The 22,805-nt window shown below is 53.4% G+C and carries 20 protein-coding genes, 4 tRNA genes and 2 pseudogenes; 6 read left to right on the top strand and 20 right to left on the bottom strand.

Annotated features, from left to right (window positions below; genetic code table 11):
- Window positions 1-159: 159 nt before the first annotated feature.
- Window positions 160-951: an inner membrane protein YpjD gene (locus ACL2XQ_RS04405; RefSeq protein ID WP_410016312.1), complete on the top strand. Its 792-nt coding sequence runs from the start codon at window positions 160-162 to the stop codon at window positions 949-951.
- A gap of 71 nt (window positions 952-1,022) precedes the next feature.
- Window positions 1,023-2,312: an HlyC/CorC family transporter gene (locus tag ACL2XQ_RS04400; RefSeq protein WP_410016313.1), complete on the top strand. Its 1,290-nt coding sequence runs from the start codon at window positions 1,023-1,025 to the stop codon at window positions 2,310-2,312.
- A 94-nt stretch (window positions 2,313-2,406) separates the two neighbouring features.
- Here the strand turns inward: ACL2XQ_RS04400 and luxS are convergent, their stop codons facing one another.
- The 12 genes from luxS to pncC form a co-directional block, all read right to left on the bottom strand.
- The gene (gene luxS / locus ACL2XQ_RS04395) at window positions 2,407-2,922 is read right to left on the bottom strand and encodes an S-ribosylhomocysteine lyase (RefSeq protein WP_410016314.1); all 516 of its coding nucleotides are present in this window, start codon (window positions 2,920-2,922) and stop codon (window positions 2,407-2,409) included.
- Window positions 2,923-3,081: 159 nt separating this feature from the next.
- The gene (gene gshA / locus ACL2XQ_RS04390) at window positions 3,082-4,644 is read right to left on the bottom strand and encodes a glutamate--cysteine ligase (protein ID WP_410016315.1); all 1,563 of its coding nucleotides are present in this window, start codon (window positions 4,642-4,644) and stop codon (window positions 3,082-3,084) included.
- Window positions 4,645-4,943: 299 nt separating this feature from the next.
- Complete coding sequence (gene yqaB / locus ACL2XQ_RS04385) at window positions 4,944-5,510, bottom strand: fructose-1-phosphate/6-phosphogluconate phosphatase (RefSeq protein WP_410016316.1); 567 nt, start codon at window positions 5,508-5,510, stop codon at window positions 4,944-4,946.
- A 248-nt stretch (window positions 5,511-5,758) separates the two neighbouring features.
- Window positions 5,759-5,835 (bottom strand) — tRNA-Arg (locus ACL2XQ_RS04380).
- Between the two features lie 42 nt (window positions 5,836-5,877).
- Window positions 5,878-5,954, bottom strand: a tRNA-Arg gene (locus ACL2XQ_RS04375).
- A 49-nt stretch (window positions 5,955-6,003) separates the two neighbouring features.
- Window positions 6,004-6,080, bottom strand: a tRNA-Arg gene (locus tag ACL2XQ_RS04370).
- A gap of 12 nt (window positions 6,081-6,092) precedes the next feature.
- A tRNA-Ser gene (locus ACL2XQ_RS04365) sits at window positions 6,093-6,185 on the bottom strand.
- Between the two features lie 275 nt (window positions 6,186-6,460).
- Window positions 6,461-6,646, bottom strand: coding sequence for a carbon storage regulator CsrA (gene csrA / locus ACL2XQ_RS04360; protein WP_132926210.1), 186 nt, complete (start codon window positions 6,644-6,646; stop codon window positions 6,461-6,463).
- A 250-nt stretch (window positions 6,647-6,896) separates the two neighbouring features.
- Window positions 6,897-9,524, bottom strand: a complete 2,628-nt coding sequence (gene alaS / locus ACL2XQ_RS04355) for an alanine--tRNA ligase (RefSeq protein ID WP_413727111.1) — start codon at window positions 9,522-9,524, stop codon at window positions 6,897-6,899.
- 142 nt (window positions 9,525-9,666) lie between these two features.
- Window positions 9,667-10,158 carry a regulatory protein RecX gene (locus ACL2XQ_RS04350; RefSeq protein ID WP_410016318.1) on the bottom strand — a complete coding sequence of 164 codons (492 nt, stop codon included), beginning with the start codon at window positions 10,156-10,158 and terminating at the stop codon, window positions 9,667-9,669.
- Window positions 10,159-10,209: 51 nt separating this feature from the next.
- On the bottom strand, window positions 10,210-11,280 hold the full coding sequence (gene recA, locus ACL2XQ_RS04345) for a recombinase RecA (RefSeq protein WP_410016319.1): 1,071 nt from the start codon (window positions 11,278-11,280) through the stop codon (window positions 10,210-10,212).
- Window positions 11,281-11,389: 109 nt separating this feature from the next.
- On the bottom strand, window positions 11,390-11,878 hold the full coding sequence (gene pncC, locus ACL2XQ_RS04340) for a nicotinamide-nucleotide amidase (RefSeq protein ID WP_413727112.1): 489 nt from the start codon (window positions 11,876-11,878) through the stop codon (window positions 11,390-11,392).
- 288 nt (window positions 11,879-12,166) lie between these two features.
- Between pncC and ACL2XQ_RS04335 the strand changes: the two genes are divergently transcribed.
- Together ACL2XQ_RS04335 and ACL2XQ_RS04330 are read left to right on the top strand one after the other, a co-directional pair.
- The gene (locus ACL2XQ_RS04335) at window positions 12,167-12,937 is read left to right on the top strand and encodes an amino acid ABC transporter substrate-binding protein (protein WP_410016321.1); all 771 of its coding nucleotides are present in this window, start codon (window positions 12,167-12,169) and stop codon (window positions 12,935-12,937) included.
- Window positions 12,938-12,963: 26 nt separating this feature from the next.
- Complete coding sequence (locus ACL2XQ_RS04330) at window positions 12,964-13,623, top strand: amino acid ABC transporter permease (RefSeq protein WP_410016322.1); 660 nt, start codon at window positions 12,964-12,966, stop codon at window positions 13,621-13,623.
- A gap of 70 nt (window positions 13,624-13,693) precedes the next feature.
- Here ACL2XQ_RS04330 and ACL2XQ_RS04325 read toward each other — a convergent pair whose 3' ends face one another.
- From ACL2XQ_RS04325 to ACL2XQ_RS04310, 4 genes are all read right to left on the bottom strand, one after another.
- The gene (locus ACL2XQ_RS04325) at window positions 13,694-14,707 is read right to left on the bottom strand and encodes a hypothetical protein (RefSeq protein ID WP_413722182.1); all 1,014 of its coding nucleotides are present in this window, start codon (window positions 14,705-14,707) and stop codon (window positions 13,694-13,696) included.
- Window positions 14,708-15,527: 820 nt separating this feature from the next.
- Window positions 15,528-16,904 (bottom strand): hypothetical protein, encoded by a 1,377-nt coding sequence (locus ACL2XQ_RS04320; protein ID WP_413740086.1) that lies wholly within the window; start codon window positions 16,902-16,904, stop codon window positions 15,528-15,530.
- A gap of 550 nt (window positions 16,905-17,454) precedes the next feature.
- Window positions 17,455-17,796, bottom strand: a complete 342-nt coding sequence (locus ACL2XQ_RS04315) for a zinc ribbon domain-containing protein YjdM (RefSeq protein ID WP_410016325.1) — start codon at window positions 17,794-17,796, stop codon at window positions 17,455-17,457.
- A gap of 230 nt (window positions 17,797-18,026) precedes the next feature.
- Window positions 18,027-18,785, bottom strand: a complete 759-nt coding sequence (locus ACL2XQ_RS04310) for an alpha/beta hydrolase (protein WP_413730899.1) — start codon at window positions 18,783-18,785, stop codon at window positions 18,027-18,029.
- A 147-nt stretch (window positions 18,786-18,932) separates the two neighbouring features.
- Between ACL2XQ_RS04310 and ACL2XQ_RS04305 the strand changes: the two genes are divergently transcribed.
- Complete coding sequence (locus ACL2XQ_RS04305) at window positions 18,933-19,421, top strand: MarR family winged helix-turn-helix transcriptional regulator (RefSeq protein ID WP_413722180.1); 489 nt, start codon at window positions 18,933-18,935, stop codon at window positions 19,419-19,421.
- Window positions 19,422-19,880: 459 nt separating this feature from the next.
- Window positions 19,881-20,523: pseudogene (locus ACL2XQ_RS04300) on the top strand (transposase); the annotation flags it as partial.
- A 66-nt stretch (window positions 20,524-20,589) separates the two neighbouring features.
- On the opposite strand, the gene ACL2XQ_RS04295 reads toward ACL2XQ_RS04300, so the two are convergent.
- From ACL2XQ_RS04295 to ACL2XQ_RS04280, 4 genes and pseudogenes are all read right to left on the bottom strand, one after another.
- On the bottom strand, window positions 20,590-20,940 hold the full coding sequence (locus ACL2XQ_RS04295) for a hypothetical protein (protein ID WP_413722179.1): 351 nt from the start codon (window positions 20,938-20,940) through the stop codon (window positions 20,590-20,592).
- 2 nt (window positions 20,941-20,942) lie between these two features.
- Window positions 20,943-21,302, bottom strand: coding sequence for a hypothetical protein (locus ACL2XQ_RS04290; RefSeq protein ID WP_413722178.1), 360 nt, complete (start codon window positions 21,300-21,302; stop codon window positions 20,943-20,945).
- A gap of 75 nt (window positions 21,303-21,377) precedes the next feature.
- Window positions 21,378-22,549, bottom strand: a protein-coding gene (locus ACL2XQ_RS04285) for an IS3 family transposase (RefSeq protein WP_413723549.1) whose coding sequence is annotated in 2 segments (ribosomal slippage) — window positions 21,378-22,270 and window positions 22,270-22,549 — 1,173 coding nt in all. Because the reading frame shifts where the segments join, the coding sequence is not laid out codon by codon here.
- 2 nt (window positions 22,550-22,551) lie between these two features.
- Window positions 22,552-22,713: pseudogene (locus tag ACL2XQ_RS04280) on the bottom strand (integrase); the annotation flags it as partial.
- Window positions 22,714-22,805 lie beyond the last annotated feature (92 nt).

The raw sequence follows: 22,805 nt of genomic DNA, 5'->3' as shown, positions 1-22,805 counted from the left end.
TACTCAACCTGGAGTCCGGCCGCTTGTGCGACATTATTGCCGGCGAGTATAACACGAAGCAGCGGCAGATCGCTGCCCCGCGACGAGAACGTTTGGTGCGGGACGCCGCTGAGGCTATACTGGTCGCCTCTTTATTCCTTGCCAAAGCCTATTTGCGATATGTCCTGGATTGCCCTACTGGCTTTTGTTGCCTACGCCGTAAGTCTCGGCCTGATCCTGCCCACCGTTTTGCGCAGGAACGACGCCTATCGCCGCCTGGCGCTGCTGTCCGCCGCGGTGGCGCTGATTTGCCACGCCTGCACGTTGTATTTGCGTATATTCGGCGTTCATGCCGGCCAGAACCTGAGCCTGCTGAATATCGGCTCCCTGGTGAGCCTGCTGATAGCCATTGTCATGACCATCGTCGCCGCGCGTAACCGCGGCTGGTTTCTGCTGCCGGTGGTGTATATTTTCGCCATGATTCATTTGGCCGCCTCCACCCTGATGCCCGGCGAATTTATCACCCATCTCGAGGCCACTCCGGGGCTGCTGATCCATATCGGCCTGGCGCTGTTTTCTTATGCGGTGCTGATCATCGCCGCTTTATACGCCTTCCAACTGGCCTGGCTGGATCATCTGCTCAAGACAAAACGGCTGACATTCAGCGCCGATATGCCGCCGCTGATGGGCATTGAGCGCAAGATGTTCCATATTACCCAGGTCGGGGTGGTGCTGCTTACGCTGACCCTGAGCACCGGCCTGCTGTATATGCAAAATATGTTCAGCGGTGAGAATCTGCATAAAGCAGTGCTCTCCTTCGTCGCCTGGTTGGTCTATATTGTTTTATTGTGGGGCCATTATCGTAAAGGCTGGCGCGGGCGCCGCGTGGTATGGCTGAGTTTGGTCGGCGTGCTGTTGCTGACCCTGGCCTATTTCGGCAGCCGCATTTGGCAGAATATTCTGGCCGGCTAGCGAGAAGTCAACGACCACCCGTTACGGCTGGTCGTTAACCGCTTTATTCACCCCTACAAGGAATGCCCACGTTGGAACATGTTTCAACCAGTACGCTGATAATTATCCTGGTGATTATGGTACTGGTGTCCGCCTATTTTTCGGCCTCTGAAACCGGCATGATGACGCTCAACCGTTACCGCCTGCGACACCTGGCCAAACAGGGCAACCGCGCCGCCCGGCGCGTCGAGAAGTTACTGCGCCGTACCGACCGACTGTTGAGCCTGGTATTGATTGGCAATAACCTGGTGAATATCCTGGCCTCGGCGCTGGCCACCATCGTCGGCATGCGCCTGTACGGCGATATCGGCGTGGCGATCGCCACCGGCATCCTGACTTTTGTCATCCTGCTGTTCGCCGAAGTGCTGCCAAAAACGGTGGCGGCGCTGTACCCAGAGCATATTGCCCTGCCCAGCAGCCTGCTGCTGGCGCCGCTGCAAAAAATCATGATGCCGCTGGTCTGGCTGCTGAATATCATTACCCGCCTCCTGATGCGCATCATGGGCATTAAAGTCCCGTCTAATCTGAACGACGCCCTGAGCAAGGATGAACTGCGATCCATCTTCAATGAGTCCCGCTCGCTGATTTCGCGGCGCAACCAGGACATGCTGCTCTCGGTACTGGATTTGGAAAAGGTGAGCGTCGGCGACATTATGGTGCCGCGCAATGAAATTGTCGGTATCAACGTCAACGATGAATGGCGCAATATCATCCGCCAGCTGACCCACTCGCCCCACGGACGCATCGTGCTGTACCGCGATAATCTCGACGATGCCATCGGCATGCTGCGGGTGCGCGAAGCCTACCGCCTGATGACGGAGAAGCAGGAATTCACCAAGGAAAACCTGCTGCGCGCCGCCGATGAGATCTACTACATTCCCGAGGGCACGCCGCTGAATATCCAGTTGGTGAAATTCCAGCGGAACAAGGAAAAGGTCGGTCTTATCGTCGATGAATACGGGGATATCCAGGGACTGGTGACGGTCGAGGACATACTGGAGGAGATTGTCGGCGACTTTACCACGTCCATGTCCCCCACCCTGGCGGAGGAAGTGATACCGCAAAGCGACGGGTCGGTCTTGATCGACGGCGGCGCCAATATCCGCGAACTGAATAAAGCCTTTAACTGGACGCTGCCGGAAGCCGAGGCGCGCACGGTTAACGGCATGCTGCTCGAAGCGCTGCAGGATATCCCGCCGGTGGGCACGCATACCCAGATAGATAGCTACAAGATTGAAATCATGGCGGTGCAGGACAATATGATCAAGCAGGTGCGCATTACGCCGCTGAAGGCCTTTAAAAAGGGCGTGGACGAAGCCTAGCTTAAACCGGCCCACAGGCCGGGGGCGGGTATCATGGGCAAGGAGGGTGAAGCGTAGCTGTCTTGCCCATCACACCCGCGGGCACTGCTCGGGTTTAGATATGCAGCTCTGCCAGCTTTTCTTTCGGCAGCGCCAGTTCCTCGTTATGGTTCACCCGGATATCGTTGTCCAGAATATGCTGGGCAATCTCCTGCGCTTCCGGTAGGGAATGCATATGATAGGTGCCGCATTGATATTCATTCAACTCGGGGATTTTGTTCTGGTCGGTGACTTTCAGCACATCGGCCATGGCGGCTTTCCACGCGTTGGCGACACGCACTTCATCCGGCGCGCCGATAAGGCTCATATAAAAGCCGGTACGGCAGCCCATGGGGGAAATATCGACGATTTCCACACCGTCGCCATTCAGGTGATTACGCATAAAACCGGCGAATAAATGTTCCAGGGTGTGAATGCCGCGCTCAGGCATCACTTCCAGGTTAGGCCGGCAAAAACGCAAATCAAAGACGGTGATGGTATCGCCATGGGGAGTTTTCATGGTCTTCGCAACACGAACCGCTGGGGCTGCCATGCGGGTGTGGTCTACGGTAAAGCTATCCAGTAGTGGCATACGTCACCTCCTCTTAGAAAAAATTAATTTTTTTTACCATTGTAAGGAAACTTTTTTCCTTGGCGCGAGTCTGAATTAGTGAAAGACGCGCATTTGTTATCATCATCCCTGTATTCAGAGATGTTTATTTGGCCACAGTCCTCTGTGGCCTTTTCTTTTTCAGCCGGCGTTATGCTGCGCAACAAACTGCTCAAAACTTACGCTATCACCCGCTTCAATCTCGCGCTGCCGTTGCCAGGAACGCGCCTGCTCCTTTGCCAACAGCTCTTCATTCAGTATTTCCAACGGCTCATCGCACAGGGTCTGACGATAATTATTCGCCAGAATCAAGCCCAGGCCGCCAATGCCATGTTCCTTCATCGCCGCAAGAATGCGCGCCGAGAAGGTCAGGGCCGGATCGTCAAAACCGGCCACCAGGTTATCGCAGGCCTGGCGGTAGTGATAATTATGGTTATTGCCATCAAGAATGACCGCCACACGGCGCAAATCACGGAACAGCGCCTTGCCGATCTCGGCCAGCGGCTCCTGCTGTGAACCACAGTCTACCCCCAGAGTCAGGCCGGGTTTGCGTCCTTCCAGAATGACTTTATTCCAGTTGGTGCGGGTGCACAGCACCTCCTCCGCGCTCATTTCCGGTGCCTCAGCCAGCGTACACCAAATCAGGAAAAGATCCAGAAAGCGCGCCTGTTGTTCGTCAATGCCGATCGGCGAGAAGGGATTGATATCAAGCGACCGCACTTCGATATATTCGATGCCTCCGCGCTCTAACGCGTCGGAAGGTGATTCGCCTTTTTGGGTCACACGCTTGGGGCGTACCGGCGCATAGAGTTCGTTTTCGATCTGCAGTACGTTGGTGTTGATTTGCAGCCGCTTGCCGTTCTTTTCCAACCCGATACGCTGGTAATCGGCCGAGGGCGTCTTGATGGCCCGCTTCAGGGCGGCGATATACTCGTCAATCCGGTTGAAGGTAATCCCCAGCTGGCTTTGGGACTTATTGGTATAACCCAGATCGCTCAGTCGCAGCGACGTTGCGAACGGCAGGTAAATCATGCCGGATGTCGAGCGTTCAAACGGCAAATCGGTTTCGCGGCCGTCAAGGAATGAAGAACAGACCGCCGGCGACGCCCCGAACAGATAGGGTATTATCCAGCCGAAGCGATAATAGTTGCGGATTAGGCGCAGATACCCGTCGGAAATCGCCGCTTTGCCGCTGAGCTCATCCGTGACGCCCAGCCGTGCCTGCCAGAACGCCAGGGGTAGCGAAAAATTATAATGTACCCCGGAGATGATCTGCATCAGCGCGCCATAACGGTTCTTCAGGCCTTCGCGGTACAGGGTCTTGAAACACCCGATATTGGACGAGCCGTATTGAGCCAGTTCGATCGGCTGGCTATGATCGATAAAACACGGCATGCTCATCGGCCACATGCGTTCTTCGCCAAGATTGCGCGCCACATGACGATGGATGTCGCGCAAGAAGGCCAGCAGGTGATCGATATCTTCGTCCACGGGCGTGATAAATTCGAGCAATGCTTCGGCAAAATCCGTCGTAATCCATTTATGCGTCAACGCCGCGCCCAGTGATTCCGGATGCGGGGTTTGCGCCAAACGGCCATTGGCGGTGATGCGCAAGGTTTCGCGCTCCACACCCCGGCGAATCCCCTCCAACGCATGAGGATTGGCTTCCAGCCATGAAAGTGCTTCAGATACGTCCGGGATCAAATTGACCTCCCGCAGTTAATTTTGTATTGGGTAAGCATAATTGAATCTGCTCGTTTATCGCTATCTATCGTTATCATTTACGCATTCATCATCAGGTGAGTCCCGGAAATGTTAACCGGATTGATAGGTCCTAATGTAATGCTTTTCCCAACTATAAAGAGATCATTACGGGCTTTGCGCTTAACCGGACGCCAGGCCGCCACGGCGGCGGCGATAAGAAGGCAGCAGCATGGTTTATGCCGGCGCCGCACGCCAGGCGATGACAATGGCAAGCCGGCCACCATGGCGTCAAGGTTTTTTTATGGCATCCGCACATCGACAAATGCCATGCCGGCCGCGCGGGCAGCCTGAATGCCAAAATCAGCGTCTTCGAAGACGACGCATTTTCCTGGCGCCACGCCCATCAGCTCGGCGCAACGCAAAAAAGTATCAGGAAAGGGTTTATGCCGGGTCACATCATCGGCGCCGACGATGGCGTCGAAATAGTGTAATAGCCCGAGGTGTTCCAGCAGCGACACGGCCATGCGATGCTCGCTGCCCGTGCCCACCGCCATGGGACGCTTGCCATGGTAGGCTTTCACCACCTCGATTAACGGCAACGGCCGGACATTGTCCAGCAGCATCAATTCCACCGCCGCGGTTTTTTCAAGCGCCAGCAGGTAAGGATCCATACTGGATCCATGGTTGTCGATAATGGTTTTGGCAATACGCCAGGTTGGCGATCCATTTAAGCCGGCCATGGCTGCACCATCATAATGCATATCGTGTTTACCAAGCACCTGGTGCCAGGCTTTATGATGGGTCGGCTCAGTATCGAGCAACGTGCCGTCCATATCGAAGATCAACCCTGCGTACCGATCGTACATCGTCGTTTCCTGATGCTAAAAATAAGCCTTTACTGTAACGCAAAGTCATAAAATTGTCGCTTTTTCTGTATTGCGGCGAGCCGGACCGGGGGCGAATGCCGTAGGGGGAAAGAGTGGCACGCGTTAAATTAGGAATATCACCGATACGCCGCAGGGAAAGCAAGCCAGGCAAATAACATAGAGAGGGGGGAAACGTCGAGGCCGTAGACAATGCGCGAGCAGCGCTGGGAACAACAGAAGCACCGACATGGTGCATCCAGGAGGATTCGAACCTCCGACCGCTCGGTTCGTAGCCGAGTACTCTATCCAGCTGAGCTATGGATGCAAATAAGATAAGCCGTAAAGCAGAGGGTCTAAATATAAAAAATGGTGCATCCAGGAGGATTCGAACCTCCGACCGCTCGGTTCGTAGCCGAGTACTCTATCCAGCTGAGCTATGGATGCATTGTAGTAATAGAACTGCTTTTTCCTGACCGTGCAACAGGTCAATTAATGGTGCATCCAGGAGGATTCGAACCTCCGACCGCTCGGTTCGTAGCCGAGTACTCTATCCAGCTGAGCTATGGATGCATTCTTAAATAATGGCGGTGAGGGAGGGATTCGAACCCTCGATACAGCTTTTGACCGTATACTCCCTTAGCAGGGGAGCGCCTTCAGCCTCTCGGCCACCTCACCTACGCGCCGATGTTAAAGCTCATCGGCACTGCGTGGCGCACATATTACTTTCCCGGCCTGATAAGTCAAACAATTTTTCCCGTCTGGCGAGCGTTTGCGCAAAAGCCATGCAACTTGACCAGATTGACAGCACAATAACGCCCGGCACCGCCCTTATCCGGGAAAATGCAAGCTGTTGGTAAAGATTTTATGTAGAAATAATCAGTAAAAATTAAATGATTTTACAGCAGGAAAGGAGAGATTAGCGCCCCGCGCAAGCAAGGCGCCTGAAAAGATCAGAAGGGATTCTGTTGTGATTTTTCAGCCTGGATACGCTGGTATATTTCTTCACGGTGAACAGAGACTTCTTTAGGCGCATTGACACCGATACGTACCTGGTTGCCCTTGACTCCTAAAACCGTAACCGTTACCTCATCGCCAATCATGAGGGTTTCACCAACTCGACGAGTCAGAATAAGCATTCTTTGCTCCTTGAAAGATTAAAAGAGTCGGGTCTCTCAGTTTCCCGCCATTATCCATCATATACCGTGAAAACGTAAGTCATGTAAGCGACATAAAATGCCAGCAGGCTGACGACTTTCAACATCTGGTATAAGTTTAGTCGATATGACCAGCTTCGCGCCTAACTTTTGACTCAGCGGATAATACGAATCCAAACGCCATAACTTAACAGAAAGCTATGGCGTTTATCATAACGTATTCTTATCCGCTTTAGATTTTAGTCGCCAGCCAGGCCTCTACGCCGGCCAATGCCGCGGGCAGCGCCTTGACGTCGGTACCGCCGGCCTGGGCCATATCAGGCCGGCCGCCGCCTTTGCCGCCCACCTGCTGGGCCAGTTGGCCGATAAGGTCGCCGGCCTTAACGCGGTCGGTTAAATCTTTGGTGACGCCCGCGATCAGGCTGACTTTATCATCGGCGACGGTCGCCAGCACAATCACCGCCGACCCCAGCTGGTTTTTCAGATCATCCACCATGGTGCGCAGCATCTTGGGTTCAACGTTATCCAGTTTGCTGACCAGCAGCTTCACGCCGTTAACCAGCTTAACGTTGCCGGACAGCGCCGAACTTTCCTGCGCCGCCTGCTGGCTTTTGAGCTGCTGGATCTCTTTCTCCAACTGCCGGGAGCGCTCGATCAGGGCTTTTACCTTATCCGCCAGACTTTGGTTATCCCCTTTGACCAACTGGGCGATGCCATGAATCAAATCGCTTTGCTGATGCAGGCTGGCTAAAGCCCCTTCGCCGGTCACGGCTTCAATGCGGCGGATGCCGGCCGCGGTGCCGGATTCGGAGATGATGCGGAACAGGCCGATATCCCCGGTGCGGCTGGCATGGATACCGCCGCACAGTTCGGTGGAGAAATCACCCATGCGCAGCACCCGTACCTTGGCGTCGTACTTCTCGCCGAAAAGCGCCATGGCCCCGGTGCCGCGCGCGGCCTCCAGATCCATGATCTCGGTCTCGATGGGCAGGTTCCGGCGGATTTGCTGGTTGACGATATCCTCCACGGCACGGATCTGCTGGGGTTTCATCGCTTCAAAGTGGGAGAAATCGAAACGCAGGTATTGATCGTTGACCAGAGAGCCTTTTTGCGCCACATGGGAGCCCAGCACCTGCCGTAGCGCCGCGTGCAACAAGTGGGTGGCGGAATGGTTAAGGCGAATACGGGAGCGGCGCGCTTCGTCCACGCTGGCGCTCACCGCATCCCCGACCTTGAGTTCGCCCATGGCCAGCCGGCCGACGTGCCCGAACGCCTGGCCGTACTTTTGCGTATCGTCGACCGTAAACAGCCCCTGCGTGGCCTTAAGCTCGCCCTTGTCGCCCACCTGGCCGCCGGATTCGCCATAAAACGGCGTTTCGTCCAGGACCACGACGGCGTCGTCACCCTGGCGTATGGACTGCACCGGCTCACCGTTGCGAAACAACGCGACCACGGTGCCGGTATGCTGCGCTTCGTCATAACCGAAGAACCGGGTGGCTTTATCCACGCGCAGCATGCTGTTGTAGTCGGCGCCGAAACCGCTGGACTCGCGGGCGCGGCGGCGCTGCGCATCCATGGCCCGCTCAAAGCCCTCTTCGTCCACCTTCAGTTGCCGCTCACGGCAGACATCGGCGGTCAGGTCCAGCGGGAAACCATAGGTATCATACAGGCGAAAGGCGGTTTCACCGTCCAGGGTATCGCCCTTAAGCTTGCCCAGTTCCTCGTCCAGCAAGGCCAGGCCGCGCTCCAGCGTACGGGCGAATTGTTCTTCCTCGGTTTGCAGCACCTGCTCAACCCTTGCCTGCTGCTGTTTCAACTCCGCGGCGGCCGGACCCATCACGTCAATCAGCGGCGCAACCAGCCGATGGAAGAAGGCATCCCCGGCGCCCAGCATGTTGCCATGCCGTACGGCGCGGCGGATGATGCGCCGCAGGACATAGCCGCGGCCTTCGTTGGACGGCACCACGCCGTCAGCAATCAGGAAGGCGCAGGAGCGGATATGGTCGGCGATCACGCGTAACGATTTGCTGCCCAGGTCGGCGCAACCGGTCACCTGCGCCACCGCCTCGATAAGCGTACGGAACAGGTCGATGTCATAATTCGAGTTAACGTGTTGCAGCACCGCGGATATGCGCTCCAGTCCCATGCCGGTATCCACCGAGGGCTTGGGCAGCGGCAGCATGGTACCGTCTGATTGACGGTTAAACTGCATAAACACTAAATTCCAGATTTCAATGTACCGATCGCCGTCTTCCTCCGGGCTTCCCGGAGGACCGCCCCAGATATGATCGCCATGATCGTAGAAAATTTCCGAGCACGGGCCGCAGGGACCGGTATCGCCCATCTGCCAGAAGTTATCCGACGCATAGGCGCCGCCTTTATTGTCGCCAATGCGGATAATGCGTTCTTCTGGCACGCCGACGTCCCGCGCCCAAATGTTATAGGCCTCGTCGTCGGTGGCATAGACGGTCACCCAGAGCTTTTCCTTCGGCAGGTTGAACCAGGCGGCGCCGGTAAGGAGTTCCCACGCAAAGTTGATGGCGTCCTGCTTGAAGTAGTCGCCGAAGCTGAAATTACCCAGCATCTCAAAAAAGGTATGGTGGCGCGCGGTATACCCGACATTTTCCAGGTCGTTATGTTTACCGCCCGCGCGCACGCAGCGCTGGGATGTGGTGGCACGCCGGTATTGGCGTTTATCCAGCCCGAGGAAAACATCCTTGAATTGGTTCATGCCGGCATTGGTAAAAAGCAATGTCGGATCGTTATCTGGCACCAGGGAGCTACTTGCAACTACCTGGTGGCCTTTGCTATGGAAAAAATCGAGAAACGCTTGACGGATCTCAGCGGTGCTCTTGCTCATAGTTGTCCTGGAATCAAGCTAAACGAACGGATCGGAAACAGAATAGCGCAGTATTGGGGCGCTACAGTAGCGTTCACGAACTCAAAAGTGGGAATAAGATAAATTTTCTTGGAGGGGAAGTAAAATCCCACAGGCCATCAAATTAAAAATTTATATAAATTGATCGAATCTCATCGTAGGAAAAACCGCGGGAAAGAAGGTAACGCTGCACTTTGGCCCGGGCCTCCCGATCGGGGGGAAGCGGTTGGCCGAATTTTTTCCAGGCAACATCCTGCGCCTGCGCCGACCGATCGATTTGTGCTTCGGTAAAGGCGTTATCTATGATTTCCCTGTCTATTCCCTTTTGCAACAGTTCCATGCGGATCTTTTGTTCGCCATAGCCTCTTTTGCTGCGACTGTTCACATAACGCAGGGCGAAACGGGCATCGTCCAGCCAGTCATTTTGCAGGCAATAGTCAATAACTTCCTGAATATCGTCTTCTGTGATCTCCAGCGCATCCGCCGCCTTAACGACCGCTCTTGCTTTGAATCTCTGCCTGGCGGCCGGCTGCGTCGCCAGTTTACGACGCAGCTCCGCTTCGCTGTGATCGCGCAGCGTGAGCAAACGTAAGGCGCGATCGAGCAATGTGCTCATAGGCCGGCGACCCAGGGGACAAACCGCCCCCGGTCCCCTGCCCGGGCGGTATTATGCCTCTTCACTGCTCTCACGGGCCGCGCTTTCATCAATATCGTCGCTTTCGCCGGCAAAACTGGTCGTTTCAGGGCTGTTTAACAGCATATCACGCAGTTTTTTATCCAGCTCCGCCGCAATTTCCGGGCGCTCCTTCAGGAACACGCAGGCATTGGCCTTGCCCTGACCGATTTTTTCACCGTTGTAGCTATACCATGCCCCGGCTTTTTCGATGAGTTTGTGCTTAACGCCCAAGTCCACCAGTTCACCGCGGATATTGATACCCTCGCCATAGAGGATTTGGAATTCAGCCTGCTTAAACGGCGCGGCGACTTTGTTCTTCACCACTTTAACGCGTGTTTCGCTGCCCACCACCACTTCGCCTTCTTTGACGGAGCCGATGCGGCGTATGTCTAGACGTACCGAAGCGTAGAATTTCAGCGCGTTACCGCCGGTGGTGGTTTCCGGGTTACCGAACATGACGCCGATCTTCATGCGAATCTGGTTGATAAATATCAACAGCGTATTGGCGTTTTTCAGGTTACCCGCCAGTTTACGCATGGCCTGGCTCATCATACGTGCCGCCAGCCCCATGTGCGAGTCGCCGATTTCGCCTTCGATTTCAGCTTTCGGGGTCAGCGCCGCCACGGAGTCGACGATGATAACGTCAACCGCGCCGGAACGGGTCAGGGCGTCGCAGATTTCCAGGGCCTGTTCGCCGGTGTCGGGCTGCGAACACAGCAGGTTGTCGATATCCACGCCAAGTTTTTTTGCGTAGATAGGATCAAGGGCGTGCTCGGCATCGATAAACGCGCAGGTTTTACCTTCACGCTGCGCGGAGGCAATCACCTGCAGGGTCAGGGTGGTTTTACCCGACGATTCCGGCCCATAGATTTCAACGATGCGTCCCATGGGCAAGCCGCCGGCGCCCAGTGCAATATCAAGGGAAAGAGAACCAGTGGAGATTGTTTCAACATCCATTGAACGATCTTCACCCAGGCGCATGATAGAGCCCTTGCCAAACTGTTTTTCAATCTGGCTTAACGCTGCTGCTAACGCCTTTTGTTTATTCTCATCAATAGCCATTTCAACTCCTATCAAGCAGGGAGCGACATCGCTACCCTCTTTTCGCCAAACATCTATGCCGATACTGATGCTAATTATACTGTACAATCATACAGTATCAAGTACATTTTCAGAGAAATGTGTCTATGACGGTTTTTAACGCGAAATGTACCGCCTGACGCCGCACCGCATCCCGATCACCGTCAAAATGCATCAACTGCGAGAACACCGTCCGGTGCCGGCCGGCAAAACCAAACCACACGGTGCCGACCGGCTTCTCCAGCGTTCCGCCGTCCGGCCCCGCGATACCGCTAATGGCTACGGCGTAATCCGCCCCCGCCGCCGCCAGCGCGCCACGGGCCATTTCCAATACCACCGGATCGCTGACCGCGCCATGCTGTTCGAGGGTACTGGCCTTGACGCCCAGCATCTCGGATTTGGCCTGGTTACTGTAAGTGACAAACCCGCGCTCGAACCAGCCTGAACTGCCGGCGACGTCGGTGAGGACCTTGGCCACCCACCCGCCGGTGCAGGACTCGGCACAGGTGATAACACTGCCGGTCTGTTTCAGCGCCGCCCCAATCCGGGTGCTGAGCATTAAAAGATCGCTGTCGTTCATGATACTCCCATCCTGATAACAGGGGTGTCAAACGGGAAAAGGTCCCCTGTCGCGGCTATCGTTGCCATTGAGTATAACCTGAACCGGCCGGGTTACGGAGGCCGCATTTTTCGCTTGTAACCACTGTATTGATGCACTAAAGTTCTTATTAAACTATCTGTTATAATTTTATGTACTTTCTAATTACTTAATAACATTTATTGGAAGATCCAAAGTGGATTAGCATTCCCGACATCTTCAGGCATGCGCGCGTTGCGCGCCCTTTACCTTGTCACTTCAGGAATAACGATGAAAAAAACGACATTAGCACTTTTAGCCGGTTCGCTGCTTGTCACCGCAGTACAGGCGCAGGCGGAAGACGGCCTCGCGGCGATTAAAGCCGCCGGCACCATCACCTTCGGCACCGAAGGTACCTATGCGCCTTATACCTACCATGATAGCAGCGATAAGCTGGTGGGATTTGACGTTGATCTCGGCCGGGCGGTCGCCGCGAAACTCGGCGTTAAGGCGAAGTTTATCGAAGGACGCTGGGACGGCCTGATCGCCGGCCTGGACGCCAAGCGTTATGACGCCGTGATAAACCAGGTGGGCATTACGCCTGAACGCCAGGCGAAATATGATTTTTCTAAGCCCTATATCGATTCGAAAGTCGTGCTGATCGTGCGTGACGACAATACGACCATCAAGAGTTTCGACGACCTCAAAGGCCAGAAAGCCGCCCAAAGCCTGACCAGTAATTATTCCCAGGTGGCCACCAAGTACGGTGCCGAGCTGGTGCCCACCGACGGTTTTAACCAGTCGCTGGATTTGGTATTGAGCCGCCGCGCGACCGCAACGCTTAACGATAACCTGTCCTTCCTGGACTTCAAAAAACACAAACCGGACGCGCCGCTGAAAATCGTCGCCACCCAGGACGCCAACGCCCCTTCAGGCATCCTGATCCGCAAAAATCAGCCCGATCTGGTGAAAGCGCTGAATACCGCGCTGGATGAAGTCAAAGCGGACGGCACCTATAAAACCATCGCCATTCGTTACTTCGGTCAGGACATTTCTCAATAATGTTTTTGCAGCAGGAGTTCTAGCAGATGCCGCCGTGGCTACAACTGATGTTGGACTCCTTCTGGCGATTGTTCGCCGCTGGAGTCATGTTTACCTTGCCGCTGGCGATACTTTCCTTTATCGGCGGGCTGGCGGTGGGTTTCGTGGTGGCGCTGATCCGCCTGTACGGTCCGCAGCCGCTAAAAGGGATAATGGACTTTTATGTCTGGGTGATACGCGGTACGCCGCTGTTGGTGCAGTTATTCCTGATTTTTTATGGTTTGCCCAGCGCCGGCATCACCCTGGACGCTTTTCCGGCTGCGCTGATAGGGTTTATCCTCAGCGTCGGCGCCTATAGCTCGGAAATTATCCGCGGCGCCATACTGTCGGTCCCCAAGGTACAATGGGAAGCGGCCTACGCCATCGGCATGAGCAGCAACCAGGCCATGCGCCGCGTAATCTTGCCGCAGTCGGTATTTGTGTCGCTGCCGCCGCTGGCCAACTCCTTTATTTCGCTGATCAAGGATACTTCATTGGCGGCGGTGATCACCGTGCCGGAAATGTTCCTGGCGGCGCAGCGTATCGTGTCCGTCACTTATGAACCCCTGATACTGTATATTGAGGCAGCATTTATTTACCTCATGTTCAGCACCGTGCTCAGCAAACTACAGGCCAGGCTGGAAGTCTATTTCCGACGTTACGAATAAAGTTGTTGTGTATTGACGCCGTCACTGGCGTCAATATTTTTTAGCTGGAATACGCAACGCCGCGATAGCCTCAATCGACATCCTCCATGATAAAGTTGGAAAAGCGATATTCCGGCAATCTGGCTTCCTCAATACGGCCGATTCTTACCGGCCGCTCGCTATTGGAATCACACAATGATTTTATGTAGCGCCAATACATTTTTTCTGCTTCGATATGGTCGATCAGCGGATCCAGCACGCCTTCCGCAATAGAGATGGCTATTTTTTTATCGGTATAGACGTTGTCAGTATTATCTGAATTCTCATCGGCATGTTCTTCCAGGCCATCGGGTTCGTTACTGTCCAGCATTTCCGCCATTTTTTTTATCATCGCCAGATTAGCATTTGCGGCCTGCGGGGATGAATAGAATAGTCCATCACTGAATAATGCTTCCATCACCTCATAAAAACAAAAATTCATTTCTCCCTGGATATATCTTATTTTATTATTAACCGACACTCCTGCATATTCCCGATTCATGAGATTGTCATTTTCATAACCATAGCTGGCCAAGACTTGTCTGTCGCTTACCACCACAGGTACGTTTTTGATGGTATGGATATCGCCGCTGATACTATAATGTTCTTTATCATTATTTTTATAACCATTGGCGCTGTAGTTGACTTCAATATCAAACCGCTTGGTTGGAATGCGTTCGCGGTTTGAATAGGTTGGAAAAACGTCACCGGGCTTACTGTCCTGGTGCTGATAAGCGCGATGAATCGATGTCACTTTTTGCAGGCCGATCCAGTCAAATATGGATTGCGCCTGGGAGGGTTTTCTCACTTCATCAATATAGGCCATAACGTCTATATCAAGATAGATGCCTAACATTATCGCCCAAGGCTCAATAGCCAGCATCATATGGGATAAAGTGGTATCTTGCTCAATGATAACCGGATGACGAAAAAATTTTAGCAAGAAAAAGGGATCATTTTCCTCCAGGCACGACTGTAAAGACAACAATGGGATAGCCGTCAAATCATCATAATCCGAACGAAATCTCAAAATAGCGTCTTGACAGAAAATCAATGATCCGTCCATGCCCCACCCCAGCAACAGTTAATAAATAGCCATGACCGATCATCCCTTTCTGATGATAAATCAACAATATTTATAGGTTGTATTATAGTCTTCGCGTGCCTGTCAAATGCGTATTTTGCCAAATCAGAAAATATATAACAAAGGGCGCATCAATTTTTACTCGCACTACTTTCGCCATGGGCATATCGACTCCACCGGGCGGCAAAACGTCTGTTCACATCACATTTCCGCGATCGATATTATCCGATGGCACAGGTGTGACTGGCAAAAAAATCCAGGGATGATTGCCTCTCACGCTGCTGCGACATATTATGGTGTATCAATTAATGCAACTTGCTTTTGTGGCTAATCAGCGCGCCGCATCAAGCTGGATGCCTGTATCTGTATTAATATTACCCCATGGCATTCTCCAGCGGACAGTGAATATCAAAAAATAGGGCCGGTCATTATTTTCCGGAGGTTGTCAGATAACCATAAACGGACCATTCAAACTTTTCCATCAAAAAAATGATGAATAAATTTAATCAAATGGCTATGCAAGTAACTTACATTAAGTCTTTTAATATCAGTTTATTGAAAAAAATTATAGTATTTTAACCAAGCGGCGCCAGGTCGAAGGGGAACGGACTGTTCATTTACCATAGCAGCCCGTCCTGTACCGGCAGAGACGTTATAACTGTTAAGATTTATGCTTTTTTTCTAACCATTAGCGCTATCGTCGCTGAAAGCCAGCGCGTCGCAACCGCGAGAGGAAGCCGATTGGCCTGTGCCAGCGAATGGGCAGACATCGACGTCTTTCAAAAGAACACATTAGCCTTGCTCACACCTTCGCGGCGACAGGTGTTGCCTCTGGCTTATCATGGGCCGCGATAAAAGCCGGATAGCCCACCATCACCACGGCGGCGATAAGCGTATTGACCACCAAAAGCTGATCGGTATTGGTCAAACGGGTGGTACCCAATACCGAGGCCGCCGTCAGGGCGATGCTGGTCACGGCGGTAAAGAAGGAGGTACGCATGGCATTGGTGGTGAGAAATTGTTCTGCGGCCTGCCCGGCGGTCGGCCAGTGGCCGTTGCCGATGCGCGGCCGGCTTAGCCCGATGCGTACCCCTTCCCGGCGCGACGTCGGTGTATTGGGGGCGCAAGAATGGCCGGTGCGACGACGAAGCAGTGGCGTTGCCGGCGTAGCGGCGAACCAGCGCATCAGCGCCGGGCGCTGCAGATCGTCAAATACCTCGGTTAGGGCATTCAACGCGCCGCGCAGGAGGTCATGGACAATATTCGGCTGTATAACCACCGCGGCCGCACTGGCGGCGGAAGCCCAATCCATCATCTGTTTGGTGATCCGTTCGGCTTCATCCATGACATAGCCGGCGCCCGAATGCGGCGCGAGCCCCGTCATGGCGACGCCCAGCACCCCCTGCGCCAGGCCGTAAAACAGGCTGGAACAGATAAGGCCGCCGGCATTCAGACCGCCATTATCGTGCAAGGGAAAAAACAGTTGAAGCAGATCCCGCATCAAGGTATAGGTCAGCGTCTGCGCCCCCACGGATCCCATCAGCGTTCCAAGAGTAAAACCTGGCCGGTGGCTTGCCACCAGCATCAGCGCGCCGGAGCTTAATAATCCCATGGCAATGCGGGAGGCGCGCGAGACGACGGTGGCGGTGCCGTTCCTTTCATCACGCACCGCGCCGGCCAGGTTAAGCGCGGGTCCCAACAACATCGAGACAATGCCCGCGACCAGGCGTGGCGGTAACGAGGCTGTCGCGCCCAGCAAGAGGAAATTCTTTTCCACAGCAAAACCGACCATTTGCCGCAGCAGGGTAGTAAAAGCAACAATAGTGCCGGTGCGCGTCGCCACGGTAATAACATTAGCGATGCGACGCGCACCGGTACCGGTCACAATGGTATAATCATTGCTCATGACGGCGCCGATAAAATCAACCATTACACGCCCGCGGTCATAAAACGTCGCCCCGGGATGCTGACGCAGCTCATGGCGAAGATGCAACGCCAGTTGATGCTCCGCCGTGCCCGGGCAGGTGGATAACGTAATGTCTCCTCCCTTTTCAAGCAGAGTCGTTACGCTATCCTGCATACGTTCCGCGTCCGGTAATTCATCGGCCTTCAGCGTCGCTAATAAATCGCCCGCCAATGCATCCAGCTGGCGGCAAATACTGGTTGCATGTTTTATCAATGGTTCGGTGGCAACCTCTATACCGGCGAGGTCTTGCTGTAACTTTAGGGATTGTTCTAGCGCATGTGACGCATGGGAATTGTCCTGAAACCGGCTATCAACCTTATCCTCATCCGTGTCTTCTTTTATAGGCAGTGCGCCATAACCTGCTGTATTTATCTGATAGCAAGGTAACATACTATTTTATTCCACATATCATGTCCGCAAAAGGCAGATCCTGAAATTATATATCGGCCATGCCCGTCTGGGCGATGCGTATCATGGCGTGGGATTTAATTTTTGTCATGCAATTAAACTTTTTTGCCTTGAAATAACTTATGTACCTGAACAGAGATATATATTTCAGTTGGTATGAATGTAATTTAAAATAAATAATAATTAATCTTAAGATAGAGCATGCACTGCACAGGGTACGTGCAGGCAATCTTTACCCGCGATGTGGGGGCACGGGCAACCACCCGAGCCGCCGCCCAGGTATCGTCTCGTTTACCATCAAGGTCCCGTCCATCCCTGATACTGGCGCAAACCAGGGATAACCGACGGTTGCCGTTCAGCTTTTTTTGACAAATTCCGATTTCAGCTTCATCGCACCGAAGCCGTCGATTTTGCAATCAATATTATGATCGCCTTCAACCAGTCGAATGCCTTTTACTTTTGTGCCGATTTTCAGCGACGAGGCGCTGCCTTTCACCTTTAAATCTTTTATAACCGTAACCGTGTCGCCGTCCGCCAGCAGGTTGCCGTTGGCATCCTTAACGATCAACCCTTCCCCGGCGGCAGTCGCATCCGCCGTTGCCGACCATTCATGCCCGCATTCCGGACAGTTGTAGTGCTCCGCGTCCTGCCAGGTGAAGGCGGATCCGCATTGGGGGCAATGGGGTAATTGATTCACTTTAACTCCTTAATAAGAACAATAACGAGACAAACTCTTGCTGATGAGCCGTCACCATGACGGCACGCGGGGATTCTACCTTGTTTACCGGGCCGGAGAACAGCATGGCCTGGCGGATGGCGACGGTGGTTATCCGTGTTGCCTTGGCATTTCACTCAGTGGGGTTGAAGCCATTTCCCGTTTACCGCCGGGATAATGGCTTGGATTTGCGGTGACGTTATCGGCCGGCGTTACTCGGACAGGCTTTGCGCGGCCTTCTCAATCAGCGCCGCGACCTGCCGCGGTTGTGAGGCGAAGACCGCATGGCTGGCCTTGACTTCAACGACATGGCTTTGCGCGCGTTTGGCCATGAACCGCTCCAGATCCGGATTAATGGCCCGGTCCTGCGTCGCGACCAACGCCCAGCTGGGTTTGGTTTTCCAGGCCGGTTCCGCCGCAGGCGTGGTGAAAATAGCGGCGGCGGGCATGACCTGGGAGCGTGCCATAAAGCTGGCCTGGCCCACCGGCAGATCGGCTGCGAAATCGGCGTGATAAAGCTCGGGTTTCAGGTAGAGGAAATGGTCGGCGGTTTCGGCGATGCCTTTCGTGGCCGGAGGGATTTTGCCTGACAGACCGGCAAGCGTTTCCCCTTTTTCAGGCTGTAGAGCGGCAATGTACACCAGACCGGCAACGGAAGGATCCTGGCCGGCTTCGCTGATAATAAAGCCGCCATAGCTGTGCCCGACCAGCAGCGATTTGCCCTGTTGCTGGCCGAGAATCCGGCGGGTGGCCGCGACGTCGTCGGCCAAAGACGTTTGCGGCTCCTGCACAATGGCAACATGATAGCCGGCCTTGTCCAGGATGCGGGTCACCTCTTGCCAACCGGAACCATCGGCAAAAGCACCATGGACCAGGACAATATTTTTAACGGGACTTGCCAGCGCGGTGCCCAGGGCGGCGAAAGACAATGCCATGACGGCGGCCAGACGTGTCAGCGTTTTCTTCAGCATAAAGTTTTCCTCGTTGATAGTTGGTGTGGATATTAATTATCTCAATAACAATTATCGCGATAAGTAATATGCTATTAACATTAGCAGCACACCCTTTGATGTCAAGCTATTTGTTATCGCGATAGCTAATAAGCGATTAACGGTGGTATGATACTGTTCAGACTGGTGCTTAAGGAGCATGCCGTGGTACATCGTCCCCGTCTGGCGGAGCAGCTTTGCTATGCCATTTACTCCACCTCCATCGCCATCAAGCGGCTTTATAAACCGATGCTTGACGCCATGGGCGTGACCTATCCGCAGTATCTGGTGCTGAATGTCTTGTGGGAACAGGGCAAACAATCGATCGGCAGCATCGGCGACGCGCTGGGGCTGGAAACCAGTACACTGACGCCGCTGCTAAAACGGCTGGAAACGGAGGGATTTATCGAACGCGTGCGCAATCCCGAGGACGAGCGGCAGGTCATGATCTCCATCACCGACAAAGGACAACGGCTGGAAGAGCCGTCATCGTGCCTGTCCGAGGCGCTGTTTTGCAACGCCGATATGGAGCTTGCCCAGTTGCAGAGGCTCAATCAGGAAATTAATAGGCTGCGGGAAAATATCGTCAGCCGGCACGGCGCGAAAAAACCGGCCTGAACGGCGCGCTATCCGGCGTAGGGGGTGCCATCGCCTCCCTGGGACGCCGTCGCTTAAAGCACGGGCTATTTACCTGGGCTGTTTTTCGGTTTCAGCCCGGCGGCGGCACAGCGCCCCTGCCGGCGACGCTGTCGCAACTCACCGGGCTGGATGCACACCACGGTCGGGTGACGTGCGGGACGTTGCCGGTTTTGACGATAGGGCATTCCCGCTGGTTTCCCTGCCATGGAGACTCCGTTATCATGGGCGCTGGACCTGAATGTAAGATGTAGCGATTGTCCTTGCGATAGAGTGATAATTCATGAGAACAACCATGGTAATCCCCCCGAAAAACCAGTGCATGCCTAAGTAGAATTTTATCCTAATCTGAATACAGAGGGGATTTCTATGTGTCGCTACCGATGTAATTATGACCACCGGGAGTGCGGACGAAAACTTGGACTGCTTTGGAGGTAGTCCATGTATTCGTTCGAAGAGCGTATCCGTGCTGTTGAACTCTATGTCAAATATGGCAGAAAAGCGTCGCCGGTTGTTCGCGAGCTGGGGTATCCGTTTCGTAAAAACCTTATTCGCTGGGTTCGTGCATGGGAATTCTCAGGAGAATTAACTGGAAAAAGTGGCGGGTGTCCCGCTATACGACCGAGCAAAAACAGGCTGCTGTAGAGCACTATCTGACCCACGCTTGTTGTTTAGCATTTACTTGCAGGACACTGGGATACCCTTTACTTGCAGGACACTGGGATACCCTTGCAGTGAGCTTCTGGTGCGCCGGATTGACGAGTTGCATCCCGGCAGGCTCCGGATGATCACGAGTACCAAAAAGCATAACATTACTTTTGAGCCCGAACAGAGGCGGCAGGCGGTCAGGGACCTGTGCATGCGCCGCATCCCGGCGCGGGTCATCGCACAGAAGCTTGGCGTCAGCCGGCAGGTATTGTACAAATGGAAGGATGAAATGCTTGGTGACGAGGCATATCAATCCATGCGCAAACGTAACGTGGCTTCGCCTGAGGATACGCGCGATGCTCTGTTCGATGAAATTACTCAGCTTAAACAGCAAGTACAGCGGTTACAGCTGGAACGGGATATCCTCACGAAGGCGATAGGCTGATAATCTGGCCCAACGGTGGAGTTGGGCCAGAAAAGCGCGATCAATAGAGACGAAGCGTTAATTACATTTTCCTGTCGGGGCTTTCAGCGGACCGCATTCACCGTAGTCAAGCAATATGTAACCTTTTCTCTGCATACAACTTTCTATTTTCCCGATACGATTTTTATGCTGCTCAAGACTTTCTCCAGGATGAACATAATTCCGGCTAAAATAATCCGGCGCAATATTTTTATCCAGCCCGCAGCTGTAGAGATCCCGTGTACGCTGCGCAACGTCTGTATGCCCGAGCTGGCCCGGTTTCTGAATGGTATGTGCATACGGGAAATAGGTGTAATTGCTGGAATCCATATCGGCGACCACGCAACCAGTGAGCAGAGTGCAGAAAAACAGTACGGCTTTATTCAGCATGGTTAATTACATTTTCCTGTCGGGGCCTTTAGCGGACCGCACTCTGAAAATTCAAGCGTGTCATACCCTTTATCGCGCATACATTGTTCAAGTTTATGCGCTCGGGCTAATGCCTGATCCACGGTTTGCCCCGGCGCGACGCCAACACGTTGCCAGCGAGGCGAGTCAGGGTTTTCGTTTTCAGGCACGCCACAGGCATGAAGATCCCGAGTTCGCTGCGCACGATCGGTATGACCGTGCTGCCCTTTTTTCTGAAAGATCTGCACATAAGGGACGCTTGTATAATTGCTGGAATCCATATCGGCGACCACACAACCCGTTAAGCTAAACATGCAGACGATAACCGCGAGTTTCTTGAGCATGACAATTCCTTATGTGCTTGTCGCAAAAATGAGTTCCAGTAATTCTGATCCTACCCAGCAATAACGGACACAGCCCTAAGCGAGATTCTTTCGTTCATATTGTTCCGGGCTTAGCCTACCATTGGCACTGTGCCGACGGTAGCGGTTATAGTCAATTTCAATGTAACTGAACACCGCGTCTTTTATTTCCTGTCTGCTGGCAAAATATTCTCCATGGCTTAGCTCAACCTTCAGGCTATGGAAAAAGCTTTCAGCGCAGGCATTATCATAACAACAACCTTTAGCGCTCATACTTGGCTTTAACTTATTGTCTTTTAAGATATTACTGTAATCTCGGGAACAATGCTGGCTGCCTCTGTCAGTGTGGACAATGATACCACGAGGTTTTTTTCTTCTCTGTAACGCCATTTTCATTGCATCGCAGGCCAGTTTTGCCGTCATCCGTTCAGACATGGACCAACCCACTACCGCGCGCGAATAAAGATCTATAATAACAGAAAGATATAACCAACCTTCTTCTGTCCACAAGTACGTAATGTCACCCACCCATTTCTGATTCGGAATGTCAGCGTTAAGGCATTGATTCAACAGGTGGGGGGCCACCGGCAGACTCTGATTGCTATTCGTCGTGGCTTTAAAACGCCGTGCTGCACGCGCCTTCAGCCCCTGGCGACGTAGACTGTCCGCCACTGTTTTGCGATTCCAGCCAAAACCGGCTTCGCGTAAGTCCAGGGTGAGTCTCGGTGCGCCATAACGCTGTTTGGCTTGATTAAATGCAGCAAGGACTCGGGTATCGCGGGTTTGCCTGGCCTGCTGGCGAGATGACGGTACTCTTTGACGAGCCAGCCAAGCATAGAAACCACTGCGAGAAGCATGCAACACACGCGCCATGCTTTTTACCCTAAATATTGCCTGATGATTTTCCATAAACACATACTTCATTTCAGGCGATTGGCGAAGTATATGGTCGCCTTTTGGAATATAGCCAATTCCTCATCTTTCTCGGCGAGTTGGCGCTTAAGGCGGGCGATCACGGCGAGTTGCTGTTGTTCCCGCTCACCGTTGTTGTTCTGCCGGCGGGTTTTAGAACGCCACGTATAAAGTTGTGATTCATAGAGATTAAGTTCTCGGGCACCTTGAGCCACGCCGACGGTGTCGGCCAGTGCCAACGCTTGCTCGCGAAACTCGGGCGTGTATTGATTGCGCAGCTTATTTTTAACAGCATGTCCGTCAAATCTGGGTAGGATCACTTAACCCCGGTTGCACCACAGGAGACACGTAAACCACGATTTTCGCCAATATCAGCTTTATCTTTGTCACCTGGCTTCATCATTTCTATCGCTTTAAACGACAGTGGCTTTGCCTCTTGTTTTCCTGCCCTAAAGACTCCGTTATCATGCTCCCTACGCATTTATGAAACGAAATGTAGGATTTCATGAGATCCAATGAGACAAAGTGAAACTCAATGAGAACAACAAATATCACTAACTCTTTAAAATTTAA

This window comes from Sodalis sp. RH14, assembly GCF_047324285.1.
In the GTDB taxonomy this organism is placed as follows: domain Bacteria; phylum Pseudomonadota; class Gammaproteobacteria; order Enterobacterales; family Enterobacteriaceae; genus Acerihabitans.
This window is presented reverse-complemented; position numbering and strand designations above follow the sequence as displayed.

Excerpts from the sequence above, each read along its gene's own strand:
- ACL2XQ_RS04405 (WP_410016312.1), top strand. The coding sequence starts at position 160 with ATGTCCTGGATTGCCCTACTGGCTTTTGTTGCCTACGCCGTAAGTCTC.
- luxS (WP_410016314.1), bottom strand. The coding sequence starts at position 2,922 with ATGCCACTACTGGATAGCTTTACCGTAGACCACACCCGCATGGCAGCC.
- yqaB (WP_410016316.1), bottom strand. The coding sequence starts at position 5,510 with ATGTACGATCGGTACGCAGGGTTGATCTTCGATATGGACGGCACGTTG.
- csrA (WP_132926210.1), bottom strand. The coding sequence starts at position 6,646 with ATGCTTATTCTGACTCGTCGAGTTGGTGAAACCCTCATGATTGGCGAT.
- alaS (WP_413727111.1), bottom strand. The coding sequence starts at position 9,524 with ATGAGCAAGAGCACCGCTGAGATCCGTCAAGCGTTTCTCGATTTTTTC.
- ACL2XQ_RS04350 (WP_410016318.1), bottom strand. The coding sequence starts at position 10,158 with ATGAGCACATTGCTCGATCGCGCCTTACGTTTGCTCACGCTGCGCGAT.
- recA (WP_410016319.1), bottom strand. The coding sequence starts at position 11,280 with ATGGCTATTGATGAGAATAAACAAAAGGCGTTAGCAGCAGCGTTAAGC.
- pncC (WP_413727112.1), bottom strand. The coding sequence starts at position 11,878 with ATGAACGACAGCGATCTTTTAATGCTCAGCACCCGGATTGGGGCGGCG.
- ACL2XQ_RS04335 (WP_410016321.1), top strand. The coding sequence starts at position 12,167 with ATGAAAAAAACGACATTAGCACTTTTAGCCGGTTCGCTGCTTGTCACC.
- ACL2XQ_RS04330 (WP_410016322.1), top strand. The coding sequence starts at position 12,964 with ATGCCGCCGTGGCTACAACTGATGTTGGACTCCTTCTGGCGATTGTTC.
- ACL2XQ_RS04325 (WP_413722182.1), bottom strand. The coding sequence starts at position 14,707 with ATGGACGGATCATTGATTTTCTGTCAAGACGCTATTTTGAGATTTCGT.
- ACL2XQ_RS04310 (WP_413730899.1), bottom strand. The coding sequence starts at position 18,785 with ATGCTGAAGAAAACGCTGACACGTCTGGCCGCCGTCATGGCATTGTCT.
- ACL2XQ_RS04305 (WP_413722180.1), top strand. The coding sequence starts at position 18,933 with ATGATACTGTTCAGACTGGTGCTTAAGGAGCATGCCGTGGTACATCGT.
- ACL2XQ_RS04295 (WP_413722179.1), bottom strand. The coding sequence starts at position 20,940 with ATGCTGAATAAAGCCGTACTGTTTTTCTGCACTCTGCTCACTGGTTGC.
- ACL2XQ_RS04290 (WP_413722178.1), bottom strand. The coding sequence starts at position 21,302 with ATGCTCAAGAAACTCGCGGTTATCGTCTGCATGTTTAGCTTAACGGGT.